Genomic DNA, 12,172 nt, shown 5'->3' on the forward strand with positions numbered 1-12,172 from the left:
CCCTCGCGTTCCTGGACGCCACGATCGACGACGCGCTCGCTCTGGCCTAGCGCACGAATCGGGCCAGGACTGGCCGGAATTGCTTTCTTGCGGCCCCGCTCGGACCCACCTAGCCTCGCCTCAACCTAGCACAAAACAAGTTATGTACTAGCACAATCTGGGAGTAGCTGATGGCGGACGGGCAGGACCGCGGCGGGGTCGCGACGGACGCGGAATCGGCGGCAAAGCTGCTGCACGGTGTAGTGGATCAGCTGGTCGAGGGGTGGCGCACGCGGCCGGAACGCCCGGCGAGCCCGGCGACCGCTGACGCGGCGGAGATCCGCGCCTGGCTCGGGAGGTATCCGCTGGAGAAGCCGGAAGACCTGGCCCAGGCCGTCCCGGAGGTGCTCGCCGCGCTCGATCGCTGGACCGTGCACACCGACCACCCGGGGTATTTCGGGCTGTTCAACCCGGCCGCGACCTGGGCTGGCGTCGCCGGAGACCTCATCACCGCGGCGGTGAACCCGCAGCTCGCCGCGTGGAGTCACGCACCGTTCGCGGTCGAGGCGGAACAGCGGTGCATCGATCTGTTTTCCGGACGGCTCGGCCTGCCGGCCAGTGCGGGCGGTCACTTCACCAGCGGCGGCGCGGAGGCCAACGCGACCGCGGTGCTGACCGCGCTCACCCGCGCGTTTCCCGAGTACAGCACCGGCGGCCTGCGCGCCCTCGACGCCGCGCCGGTGTTCTACGCCGGTGCGGATTCCCACCTGGCCTGGCTGAAAATCGCCCACGCGACCGGGCTCGGCCGCGACGCGTGCCGTCTGGTGCCTTCCGAGGCGAGCGGCCGGATGGACGTCGCCGCGCTCGAAGCCTTGCTCGCCGAAGACCGGCGGGACGGCAAAGCGCCGTTTCTCGTCGTCGCCACGGCCGGGACCACCGGGGCGGGAATGATCGACCCGTTGCCGCGCATCGCCCATCTCGCGCACGAAGCCGGGCTGCGGTTCCATGTGGACGCCGCCTGGGGCGGAGCCGTCTGCCTGTCGGATCGGCTGCGCGGCGTCCTGACCGGGATCGAACGCGCGGACACGATCACCGTCGACGCGCACAAATGGCTGTCGGTGCCGATGGGCGCGGGAATGTTCTTCACCCGCGACCGGGCCGAGCTGAGTTCGTCGTTCACCGTGTCGACCTCGTACATGCCGGGCCGGGTGGACGACACCGCCGATCCGTACACGACGAGCGCTCAGTGGTCGCGGCGGTTCACCGGGCTGAAGCTGTGGCTGAGCTTGCTGGCGTACGGGATTTCCGGTTACCGCGACCAGATCGAGCACGACGCGGCGCTCGGGCAGGTTTTGCGGGACCAGCTCACTGGCGCGGGTTGGCTCGCCCTCAACGACACGCCGCTGCCGATCGTGTGCGCGACGCGTGCGGACGCACCGGCCGATCCGGCGGAATCCTGGCGGTGGCACAGCGATCTCGCGGATCGGGTCAACGCCACCGGCTCCGCGTGGGTGAGCCCGGTCCGCGTCGCGGGACGGCCGGCGGTGCGGATGTGCGTGATCAGCTGGCGTACGCGAACCGAGGACATCGCGCGGCTGCGAGAGCTTCTGGACCGGGTCTGAGCGCGATGTGGCGCCTGGCCGCGGGTGAAGTACCAGGTCGTCGCCTTTGCCGCGGCGGATCCCGCCGCGGAGAGCGCGTTCTGGGCCAGCATGCTCGGCGGCCAGCTGGAGGCGAGCAGCGATTGGCATCTGGTCACCGTGGACGGCGCGCCGCAGCTCGCCCCCGCCCACGTCCCGCCGGAGTGGCCGGACGGGCCGGCCTGGCAGCAGGTGCACCCCGACCTGGGGTCGAGGACTTCGCCGAAGCCCGCCACCAGGTCATGGCGCTCGGTGCCACCGCGCTGAAGCAGGCCGAAGGAAACCCGTCCGGGGACGACTTCCCGGCCGGACACCCCTTCTGTCTGTGCTGGCTGGTCGCCGGGCAAGCGAGCGCTCAGGCCGGGTAGCCGCGTCCGTCGCCCTGCAGAATCGAGTGCAGCGTCGCCGCGAAGTCCTCCGCTTCCGCAGGTGACAGGTTCGCGAAGGTCACCCGCAGGCCCGGCGGAACGTTGGTCCGGAACGCCTCCCCGGTCCGCACTGCCCAGCCTCGCGCGAGGAGCGCCTGCGCCACCGCGCCCTCGGCAGGCGTCGGGATCCAGCCGTTGAAACCGGACCGGCCGGACAGCGCGATTCCCCGTCGTCCCAACGCATCCGCGAGGACGCGCCGCCGTTCGCGGTAAGTCTCGCGGGCCGTGGCGAGCAGCTTGGGCGTCGCCGGGTCGAGGAGAAGGGTCACGGCCAGCTCCTGGAGAAGACGGCTTGCCCAGCCCGCCCCGACCTGCTGTCGCCGGAGCACCCGGTCCACGGTGAGCTGGTCGCCGCTCACGACGCTCAGCCGCAGGTCCGGGCCGAGATACTTGGTCACCGACCGGATCACCGCCCAGTGCCGGAACTCCCCCTTCCCGCCCACGGTTTCCGGTTCCGTGCCAGCGACGGCGGCAGCGTGGTCGTCCTCGATCAGCAGGACGTTTTCGCGGTGCTGGAACGCTTTCCGCAGTTCGGCAGCACGCTGCGGGCTGAGCGCGGCACCGGTCGGGTTCTGCGCTCGCGGCGTGAGAACACACGCCGCCGGACGCTGTTCGAGCGCGCGTCGCAGGAGGTCGGCGCGCAGGCCGTCGTCGTCGACCGGCACCGCGATCGGGCGCAGTCCCAGCGCGGACACGAGGTCCAAGACGCCGCCGAAGGCCGGGTCCTCGACGATCACCGCATCACCGGGCCACAGGTGCGCTTGCAGCACCCGCTCGATGGCGTCCATCGCGCCGCCAGCGACCGCGAGGTGCTCGGCAGCGAGACCGTCGCGTCCGAAATCGACCCGGAACCAGTCCAGGAGCGCCGGCAGAGCGCCAGATTCGCCGTAGAGCCACTGCCTTCCGGACAGCTTGGCGAGCGCGGGCCGCAACTGCGGGAGCAGCGCGGGGTCGGGGTTGCCGTCGGCAAGGTCCCGCACGCCCGGCCCGACCGGTGCGCCGAGCGCCCGGTTCGTCGGCGCGGTTCGTTCCAGCACACGAGTCCCCGCGCGGCCAGCGGCCGCGACCAGACCGCGGTTGCGCAGTGTCCGGTAGGCGGCGTTGACGGTCGCCGGGCTCACCGCGAGCCGCGCGGCGAGTTCGCGCACGGTGGGCAGCCGCGCGCCGGCCGCGAGCCGTCCGGCGGAGATGGCTCCCTCGACCGACAGCGCGATCTCGGCGGCCGTCCCACCGGACAGCGCCGCCTCCTCGATCGGGTCACTCATTCGTCTGTACTAGCACAATCCCGTGGGCACAGTGGCGCGGGTTGACCTTCAAGCCGCTTGAAGCCTGATGATGGGCAAGTGCCCGACCTGCTGACCATCGGAGCGTTCGCCCGCCGCTGCGGCCTCACCGCCAGCGCGCTGCGCTTCTACGCCGATTCCGGCCTCGTGCGACCGATCCGGGTCGACGAGGAATCCGGCTACCGCTATTACTCCCCCGGCCAGATCTCGGCCGCCCTGCTCGTCCGGCAGTTGCGAGAGATCGGCCTGCCCCTGGAACGGGTCAGCGCGGCCCTGGCCGCCGGCCCAGCCGAAGCTTCGCGGATCGTCGATGACCACGTCGCCGGGTTGGTATCTCAGGTACAGCGGGCCCGGGAAACCGCTGCGGCGGTGAAGGCCGCACTAGGCTCCGCGGCACCGGCACCGCCGGTCCGGCTCACCGGCCCGGTCTTCACCGCCGCCGCCGAGCAGGTGCTGACCGCGACGACGCAGGACCTCCCCGTGCTGAATGGCGTGCACCTGGAGGTCTCCCCTGAGGCGATCGTGCTCACCGCCACCGACCGGTACCGCCTCTCGACCCGCACGCTGGTCCCAGCCGAACCAAGCTCGTCCACCTGGACCGCGACCGTAGACGCCGACGACCTGCGGCTAGCAATGTCGTGGACGCGCCGTCAGCACGAACTGCACCTGAGCCTCCGCGCCGACGAGATCTGCTTCCAAGGCGACACCGTACGAACCTGCCGCACGCTGACCGACGACTTCCCCGACTACCGCCTGATGCTCGCGTCTCTGCCGGAAGTCCTTACGCGGGCGGTGATCTCGCGCAACGCGCTCGTGGCATGCCTGGAGCGCCAATCCACCCCGCAGATCCAGCTGAACCTCTCCGCCGCCGCGGTCACAGCCGGCACCGAAGCAATCCCCGCGAACGTCACCGGCCCGCCGATCTCGCTCTCCTTCGCCGTGAGCACGCTGCACCCGGCGATCAGCACCGCCGTCGGCCCGGACGTGATGCTGGACGTCGCGGGCCCGCACCTGCCCGTCGTCGTGCGCTCCGCCGACGACGGCGACCTGACCACCCTTGCCATGCCAGTGAAAGGAACTGCCGGATGACGGACACGATGGCCGAGATCACCGCCGCGGTCGCCCAGGGCAGAACGGGCGCGACGGACGCCGCGCGGACGCGTCTGCAGGAGCTGTGGGACGAACTAGGACCGGGCGGGGATCCGTTCTGCCGCTGCGTTCTCGCGCACTACCAGGCAGATCTGTTCGCTGACCCGGCGGAGGCGCTGGTCTGGGATGTCAGAGCCCTGGACGCCGCCGCGGCAGTCACCGACGAGCACGTCCAGGCCCACGACGCCGGGCTTCGGATCGCGGGCTGCTACCCGTCACTGCACCTGAACTTGGCCGACAACTTCCGCCGCCTGGGCTCGTTCTCCGCGGCGGCGGAACAGCTCGCGGCCGCGCGAAACCGCCAGGACGCGCTGGCCGAGGACGGATACGGCGCGATGATCCGACAGGCGATCGACGGGGTCGCGGAAGCCATCGAACGCCGGTCCACCGAACGACGCGCTACAGCGCCGGGGGCCGGATAGCCGGATGGGGTCCGGGCGGTTGCCGCGCTGGGGACGCCGCGACCGCCCGGAGGGTTACCGGATGTCGCGGACCAGTGCGCCCACGATCGCGTCCATCCGGTCCGACTGGGCCTTCGAATAGTCCGCCGTGTCGATGAACACGGTGACCGAGCGTTTTCCGTCCTCCGTCCCCGCGTTGCGGCATCCACGGCCCAGGCTTTGCCGGCCGTGGTACCGAGGGTGCAGCTGAGGCACTGCGCTGCTGGGTCCGGCGCGGCGGCGCGGGCGGACCGCGATCCGCGCGTGCGGCGCGAACTACCGCACCACCGAAGCCGACATCGACCTGGTCGCCGGCCGGCTGATCGCGCTTGCCGGAAGGCGCTGACAGAAGTCCTTTGTGGAATGCGCGGACCGGTCCCGGAATCCGCTAACCCGGGTCCTGGCGGCGAACGTAGCGTCGCTGCTGTGCCGAAAGCAGTGCACCCCGAGCGGATCGACGGCCAGACCGTCGCGATCACCGGGGCCACCTCCGGGATCGGTTTCTTCGCCGCCGCGCAACCTGCCGAACTGGGTGCCCGGGTGCTGGTCCTCGGCCGCTCGGAATCCCGGGGCCACGCGGCGGTTTCCGCGCTCCCGAACCCGCGGCAGCACGAGTTCCTCCCCCTGGACCTCGCCGACCGGACGTCGATCGCGAGCGCCGGCGACCGGCTCGGCGCGGTGCCGCGGCTGGACGCGCTCGTGCTGAACGCTGGTGTCGTCGCCGGCGCGTTCGGTCCGGGTCCGGCGCATCGGATCGGCGCGTTCGGGGTGGAGGAGATCGTCGGGATCAACCATCTCGCGCACGCGGAACTGCTGCGGCGTGCGCTGCCGGCGGTCCGGCGGGACGCCGCGATCGCCAGTCTCGGCCGCGGCGGCGAATCCATCGAGGAATTGGCGCAGCGCCTGGGTTTTTCCGAGGCCAGCGCGTTCCGGCGAGCGTTTCGCCGATGGACCGGGCAGTCCCCCGGCGACTTCCGCTAACCCGGCACCTTCAACGCCCGCATCCGCGCGTACAACGTCGTCCGCGAAATCCCCAGCGTGCTCGCCGCTCGCACCTTGTTCCCGCCAGCCGACCGCAATGCCGCGACGATCGCGTTCCGTTCCGCCCGTTCGATCGGCGCCAGCTCGTGCCCCGAAGCATCGGCCACCAGCGCGGGCGGCAGGTCCCCCGGGCCGATCGCGCCCGCCGACCGTTTGCGGATCGCCTGGCTCAGCACGCCGCGCAGTTCAGGCAGGTTCCCCGGCCAGTCGTACGAGCCGAGGATCCGCAGCGCGCCGGGCGTGATGTTGTGCGTGCGCGCGGCCCCGAGTTCGGCCAGCATTCGGGCCGCGACCTCGGGAAAGTCCGCCCGGTGCGCCAACGGCAGCAGCTCGGTGTTCTCCCCGCACGACGCGATCAGCGCCCGCTCCGGGCCGGTCAGTCCCTCGCGTGGGCCAGTGGTCAGCACGAGGTGCGGGCCGACACCTCGGGCGGCATGGGTGGCGACCAGGCCGACCAGTTCGGCGGGCAGCTGGTCCGCGCCGTCGACGCAAATGCTGCCGGTGCCGGTCTCGACGGCGGCGGTGAACTTCGCGGCCCAGGCTGCCGACCCGCCGAGCACCGCTTCCGCGCCGGTCAACGTGGTGCACGGTTCCTCGGGCACCCGCAGCCGGGCCTCGGTGGTGCGGCCGGTCCCGGGCGGGCCCGAGATGTGCACGTGCCCGGTCACCGGACCGGGCGCGGCAGCGACGAGCCGCCGCGTCCGCCGGACCTCGGTCGCGGCCAGCGGGCGGATTTCGACCAGCACCCCGCCCCGAGCGCCGGGCACCGGTTCGGCCCGGACCCGGGCGCGCTGACCGGAGCGCAGTTCGGTCTCCAGTTCGGACGGTCCGCTTGCCTCGCCGGCCAGGTTCCACAGCAGCGCGACGTCCGCGCCCTCCAGCAGATCCGCGGCGGCTTGGTTGCACAGCAACAGGTCCGGGCCGATCGCGACCACCGGCCGGGTCGGGCGGGACGCTGCCTGGAAGGCGGCCAGCAGCGACCGTTCGGACACCCGGCTGCCTTCCAGCAGCTGCCGCTCGATGTCCTCGACAGCCTTCGCGACCAGCGGTGCGAGCAGCGGATTCGCCTCGGCGGCCAGCAGCGTGATGTCGAGCGCGCCCTCCAGCCTGCGCGTGACCGGATGGAAAATCGGGTGCCCGTAACAGCTGAACCCGCGCAGCGCCTCGGCGTAGTGCTCCGCCCCGTGCACCACGATGCTCGACCGGGTTTCCAGCGCGGTGCCCGGGCCGTTCGTCCCGATCGCGTCTTCCAGCAGGCAGGTGCCGACTTCGAGGCCCAGCCGCTCGAAGCAGTCCTCGGCGGCACGGTCGGCGCTCCACCGGTGCGCGATCCGGCCGTCGTGGTCGACGAGCACCGTGGACATGGCTGTTCCGGCGAGGCGGTCGTCGAGGTCCTCCAGCACCGGCGCGGCCGCGAGCAGCAGCCGGCTGGCCGGGTCCACTTCCGCGGACCGCAGGTCGCACAGCGCCGTTTCGGGCCGCAGACCGGCGAGCGAGGCACGGCGCCAGGACTGGGCGATCGGTTCCCGCAGCGTCGCGCTGCGCGAGGACGTCATCGAGCTCACGCGGATCTCCACCTTCGTTGGTGACGCGGAGGACCATAACCATCGCTCTCCGCTGACGCTGTACAGAAGTTGAACAATTGGCGCCCAGTTCACCCGGCAAGGTGGTTGCCCACCACCACCTGCGTGCACGTGATGCGATCCGGCACGCTCTCGTTCCCTCGAAAGGGGAGGCAACGTGACTCTCAGTCACTCCGAGCCGGACACCGGGAAGGAGCGCCCGGGCGTTTCCCGGCGCGGGTTCCTCGGGTACGTCGTCGCGGCCGGGACCCTCGTCGTGGCCGCGGACGTCGGGCTCTCCACCCCCGCGGCGGCGTCGATCCCGTCGGTTCCGCAGCCGCCCGAGCTGTATGACCTCAACGACGCGCTCACCGACGCCGGGCTCCCGACGTCGCAGCTGATCACCGTCACCATCAACAAGGACGGCAGCGCCTCGTTCGAGATCCCGCGCGCCGAAGTCGGCCAGGGGATCACCACCTCGACCGCGATGATCATCGCCGAGGAACTGGACCTCCCGGTCGAGAAGGTGCACGTCACGCTCGCCCCGGCGCGTCCGGAACTGCTGTTCAACCAGCTCACCGGCGGGTCGAACACCACGGTCTCGACCTACACGCCGATCCGCGTCGCCGCCGCGATCGCCAAGCAGCAGCTGCTCGAAGCGGCCGTCATCCTGCTCGGCGGCACCGCCGAGCGGTTCATCGTCAAGGCCGGTGTCGTCACCGCGCCGAACGGCAAGTCCGCGACCTACGGCGAACTGGCGGCGAAGGCAGCGTCCAGCACCACCAAGCAGGTGCGGCTGGACCCGAGCAAGCTCAAGGGCTCCGGCGAGTTCAAGGTGCTCGGCAAGCCGCAGACCCGGCTCGACGCGCTCGACATCGTGACCGGCAAGAAGCAGTTCGCGATGGACCTCGACGTCCCCGGTGCGCTGCCGACGATGATCTGCCGTCCGCCGACGCTCAACGGCACGCCGAAGGCCGTCCGCAACAAGGCCGACGTGCTGAAGCTGCCCGGCGTCACCGACGTCGCGATCATCCCGACCGGGGTCGCGGTCCGCGCGGAGACGTTCGGCCAGTGCATCGACGGCGTGCGCGCGCTGCAGGTCGACTGGGGCCCCGGCAGCGTCGAGGGCGAGAACGACGAAACCGTGCTCGCCAACCTGCGCCGGGCCGAGCTTCCGCTGGCCGTGCCGAAGGTTCCGGTGCTGGCCAAGACGGTCGAGGCGGACTTCGAGTTCATGTTCCGCTCAAGCGCCGCGCTGGAGCCCTACTGCGCGGTCGCCGACGTCCGGGACGGCAGCGCCGAGATCTGGGCCGGGCTGAAGTCGCCGATCGTCTCCCAAGGCGAGGTCGCGCAGGCGATCGGATTGCCGCAGGGCAAGGTGAAGGTGCACGTCATCACCGGCGGCGGTTCCTTCGGCCACAAGCTGTTCGGCAACCACGCGATCGAAGCGGCGCAGGCGTCGAAGGCGTTCGGCAAACCGGTGCGGCTGATGTGGCACCGCGCCGACGAGCCGCGGCAGGGACGGCTGCACCCGATGGCCACGTCGCGGATGCGGGCCACCGTGCTCGCCGGCCAGGTGCTCACCTTCGAGCAACGGCACACCTCGGTCGAGACGTCGTTCCGGCACGGGCTCGGCGAAATGCTCACCTCGGTCGCCACGAAACTGCCGACCGGGCTGGGCAACCTCGGCGTGGCCGAGGCGGTTTTCGTGCTGAGCCAGGAAATGCCGTACAACTTCGGCGTCGTCGACCAGACGCTCACCGAGACCGACCAGCGGTTCAACACCGGCTCGATGCGCAACGTCTACTCGCCCGACGTCGGCTGCGCCAACGAGCTGATGGTGGACATCCTCGCCAGGGCGATGGGCAAGGACCCGCTGGACTTCCGGCTGGAATACCTCAAGAACGACAAGGTGAAGGGCGTCCTGCGCAAGGTCGCCGAGGTCGGCGGCTGGGGCAAGAAGATGGCCCCGGGCACCGCGCAGGGCATCGCGATCCACAAGGAATACAAGGGCGCGAGCGCCTGCCTGGTGGAGATCGACTGCCGCCCGGAGACGGTCAACCGCAAGATCCGCGACGGCGTCGGCGGCCCGCGCGTGACGAAGGCGGTCATCGCCCTCGACGCCGGGCTCGTGATCAACCCGCGCGGCATCGAGGCGCAGATCATGGGCGGTTTCGCCGACGGGCTGGCACTGGCGCTGACCAGCAGTGTCCACCTGAAGGACGGGCACTTCCTGGAAGCCAGCTGGGACAACTACTTCTACACCCGGCAGTGGAACATCCCGCAGGACTTCACCGCGATCGCGATGCCCTCCAACGGGCAGCAGCCGGGCGGCGCGGGCGAGGCGGGCGTCGCCTGCTCCGTCGCGGCCGTCGCGTGCGCGTACGCCCGCGCGACCGGGAAGGTCCCGAAGCGGTTCCCGATCAACCACGACGACCCGATCGGCTTCGAGGTCAAGTCGTTCGTCCCGCCCGTTCCCGAATCGCCGACCGACGGCCTGAGCCACACCTACTGAGGAGCACGATGAGCAAGCACACCTTCATCCTCAACGGGAAGCCGGTGTCGGTCGACGTCGACGACAACGTGCGGCTCCTGTGGGTCCTGCGCGACGTGCTCGGCGTCCGCGGCCCGAAGTACGGCTGCGGCATCAACGTGTGCAAGGCCTGCACGTCGCACTTCAACGGCAAGGCGTTCAACCCGTGTTCGGTGCGGGTGGCCGACATCAAGGCCACTGACGAGATCACCACGATCGAGGGCCTGCCGGACACCGTGAAGGCCGACCTGCACCCGATGCAGGAAGCCTGGCTGGACAACGACGTCGCGCAGTGCGGCTACTGCCAGCCCGGCCAGATCATGGCGGCGGTCGCGAAGGTCAAGGAGGCCAAGGCGAAGGGTCGCGAGATCAACGACGCCGACCTGGACGAGATCCGCAACGTCTGCCGTTGCGGGACCTACTCCCGGATTCGCGAGGCGATTAAGGCGGGGGCGGCGAGGATGTAGGCACTCGTGAGTGTTCATCCCGGTGAGAACCGGGATGAACACTCACGAGACCCCGCGCTGTCCCTGCCCCGCCGCCGAGCAGCATCACCGCCCCCAGCAGTTGCCCCGGCCCCAGCGCCTGCCCCAGCAGCACCCCCGCGAGCACGGCCGCGACCAGCGGTTCGGCCAGCGCCAGCAATCCGGCCAGCGTCACCGGCAACCCGCCGAGGGCGTGCAGTCCCGCCAGATACGGCAGCACGGTGCCGAAGACGGCCAGGATCGCCAGGGCCAGCCAGACCGGGATCGTCGCGCCGCCAAGCGCCACCGGGCCCGACGCGACCTCAAGAGTCCACAATGGACTGATCGCAATGGTCGCCACCGCGCCGATCGCCAGCCCCGCGGCGGTCATCCCGAGCGGATCGTGCCGCCGCGCCCCGCGTTCGCCGAGCAGGAAGTACCCGGCGGAACAGACCGCCGACGCCAGTCCGGCCGCGACGCCGAGGAAGTCCAGCTTCGCCCCGGGGCCGGGACCGGCGATCAGCACCAGCCCGGCGATCGCCAGCGCGATGCCCAGCCACACCGCCGCCGGCAGCCGCGTCCGCCGGACCACGCGCGCCCACAGCGCGACCAGCACCGGCGACAGGTTCACCAGCACCATCGCCACCGCGACCGGAATCCGGGACACCGCAACGAAAAAGAACAGTTGCACGCCCGCGACGCCGAGCAGGCCGTAACCGAGCGGCAGCCACAGTTCCCCGCGCCGGAACCGCAGCGCCCGCGGCCGCAGCAGTGCGACGCCGGGCGTCAGCAGCACCGCGGCGAGACCGATCCGCACCGCGGTGACCGCGGCCGGGCTCCAGCCCGCGTCCAGCACCGCCTTGGCGAGCGGACCGGAACTCGCGAACAGCACCCAGGAGACCAGGCTCAGCCCGGTCGCCCGCGCGATACCGCCCTGGCCGGTCATGCCCGCATTCTGCGTCCCTCCCCGCCACCGCGGCCACCGGTTTTCCGGAAAGGCCGTGAGGGGAACGAACCTCTGGCATCGCAGCGGACCGGGCGGGTGCGACGCGGGTCACAGCCAGGGTTGTCACATCCGGCGGGCGGCCGGCATCTCATGGGCATCCGCTTCACCACACTGGAGGATCCGATGAGCGCACGCTTCGACCTGATGAACAACGACCTCGGCAAGTCGATCGGCAAGCGGTTCGCCGGGCTGAGCATGCTGGTGCACAACTCGTCGCTGCCGAGGGCGACGCAGGAACTGGTTTCGCTGCGCGCCAGCCAGATCAACGGCTGCGGCTTCTGCACCGACATGCACACCAAGGACGCCACCGCGGCCGGCGAGACCGCGGAGCGGCTCCACCTGGTCGCCGCCTGGCGCGAGGCGAGCGTGTTCACCCCCGCCGAGCGGGCCGCGCTCGCGCTGACCGAGGAGGGCACCCGGATCGCGGACGCCGGCGACGTTTCCGACGAGACGTGGGCGCAGGCGCGCGAGCACTACGACGACGACCAGCTCGCCGTGCTGGTCGTCCTGATCGGCCTGATCAACGCGGCCAACCGGATGAACGTCATCGTGCGCACGCCTGCCGGGCTGTACCAGCCGGGCCAGGTCGCGAACGCCGGCTGAGGCGTGCGCACGGACCGCCGCCGGGCACCGGCGGCGGCCCGTGC

At 71.2% G+C, this 12,172-nt stretch carries 12 protein-coding genes; 8 read left to right on the plus strand and 4 right to left on the minus strand.

Annotation, left to right across the window (positions count from 1 at the left end; genetic code table 11):
- Positions 1-170: 170 nt before the first annotated feature.
- Entirely contained in the window at positions 171-1,601 is a 1,431-nt protein-coding gene (locus BM362_RS09580; RefSeq protein WP_067580762.1) for a pyridoxal phosphate-dependent decarboxylase family protein, read from the plus strand.
- A gap of 24 nt (positions 1,602-1,625) precedes the next feature.
- A complete protein-coding gene (locus BM362_RS09585; protein ID WP_244287096.1) occupies positions 1,626-1,886 on the plus strand; it encodes a VOC family protein in 261 nt (86 codons plus the stop codon).
- Between the two features lie 88 nt (positions 1,887-1,974).
- Here the strand turns inward: BM362_RS09585 and BM362_RS09590 are convergent, their stop codons facing one another.
- Positions 1,975-3,312, minus strand: coding sequence for an aminotransferase class I/II-fold pyridoxal phosphate-dependent enzyme (locus tag BM362_RS09590; protein ID WP_093572875.1), 1,338 nt, complete (start codon positions 3,310-3,312; stop codon positions 1,975-1,977).
- 78 nt (positions 3,313-3,390) lie between these two features.
- Between BM362_RS09590 and BM362_RS09595 the strand changes: the two genes are divergently transcribed.
- Both BM362_RS09595 and BM362_RS09600 read left to right on the plus strand, forming a co-directional pair.
- On the plus strand, positions 3,391-4,419 hold the full coding sequence (locus BM362_RS09595) for a DNA polymerase III subunit beta family protein (protein WP_208865152.1): 1,029 nt from the start codon (positions 3,391-3,393) through the stop codon (positions 4,417-4,419).
- A complete protein-coding gene (locus BM362_RS09600; RefSeq protein WP_093572877.1) occupies positions 4,416-4,901 on the plus strand; it encodes a hypothetical protein in 486 nt (161 codons plus the stop codon). The genes BM362_RS09595 and BM362_RS09600 overlap by 4 nt, the downstream gene beginning before the upstream one ends.
- 54 nt (positions 4,902-4,955) lie before the next feature.
- Here BM362_RS09600 and BM362_RS46800 read toward each other — a convergent pair whose 3' ends face one another.
- The gene (locus BM362_RS46800) at positions 4,956-5,135 is read right to left on the minus strand and encodes a hypothetical protein (RefSeq protein WP_067580755.1); all 180 of its coding nucleotides are present in this window, start codon (positions 5,133-5,135) and stop codon (positions 4,956-4,958) included.
- A 210-nt stretch (positions 5,136-5,345) separates the two neighbouring features.
- Here BM362_RS46800 and BM362_RS09605 point away from each other — a divergent pair, with 210 nt between their 5' ends.
- Positions 5,346-5,900 carry an SDR family NAD(P)-dependent oxidoreductase gene (locus BM362_RS09605; RefSeq protein WP_157904882.1) on the plus strand — a complete coding sequence of 185 codons (555 nt, stop codon included), beginning with the start codon at positions 5,346-5,348 and terminating at the stop codon, positions 5,898-5,900.
- On the opposite strand, the gene BM362_RS09610 is transcribed toward BM362_RS09605, so the two are convergent.
- Complete coding sequence (locus BM362_RS09610) at positions 5,897-7,516, minus strand: sigma-54-dependent Fis family transcriptional regulator (protein ID WP_067581269.1); 1,620 nt, start codon at positions 7,514-7,516, stop codon at positions 5,897-5,899. The two genes, BM362_RS09605 and BM362_RS09610, sit on opposite strands and share 4 nt — an antisense overlap.
- A 184-nt stretch (positions 7,517-7,700) precedes the next feature.
- On the opposite strand from BM362_RS09610, the gene BM362_RS09615 reads away from it, so the two are divergent.
- On the plus strand, positions 7,701-10,037 hold the full coding sequence (locus tag BM362_RS09615) for a molybdopterin cofactor-binding domain-containing protein (protein ID WP_093572879.1): 2,337 nt from the start codon (positions 7,701-7,703) through the stop codon (positions 10,035-10,037).
- Positions 10,038-10,045: 8 nt separating this feature from the next.
- The gene (locus tag BM362_RS09620; protein WP_067580747.1) at positions 10,046-10,522 is read left to right on the plus strand and encodes a (2Fe-2S)-binding protein; all 477 of its coding nucleotides are present in this window, start codon (positions 10,046-10,048) and stop codon (positions 10,520-10,522) included.
- Here the strand turns inward: BM362_RS09620 and BM362_RS09625 are convergent.
- Positions 10,497-11,465, minus strand: a complete 969-nt coding sequence (locus tag BM362_RS09625) for an EamA family transporter (RefSeq protein ID WP_093572880.1) — start codon at positions 11,463-11,465, stop codon at positions 10,497-10,499. The genes BM362_RS09620 and BM362_RS09625 overlap by 26 nt on opposite strands.
- Positions 11,466-11,648: 183 nt before the next feature.
- Between BM362_RS09625 and BM362_RS09630 the strand changes: the two genes are divergently transcribed.
- Positions 11,649-12,128 (plus strand): carboxymuconolactone decarboxylase family protein, encoded by a 480-nt coding sequence (locus tag BM362_RS09630; RefSeq protein ID WP_067581267.1) that lies wholly within the window; start codon positions 11,649-11,651, stop codon positions 12,126-12,128.
- The last annotated feature ends 44 nt before the right edge of the window (positions 12,129-12,172 follow it).

Origin of the sequence: Amycolatopsis rubida (genome assembly GCF_900115345.1) — a bacterium.
GTDB classification, from domain to species: domain Bacteria; phylum Actinomycetota; class Actinomycetes; order Mycobacteriales; family Pseudonocardiaceae; genus Amycolatopsis; species Amycolatopsis rubida.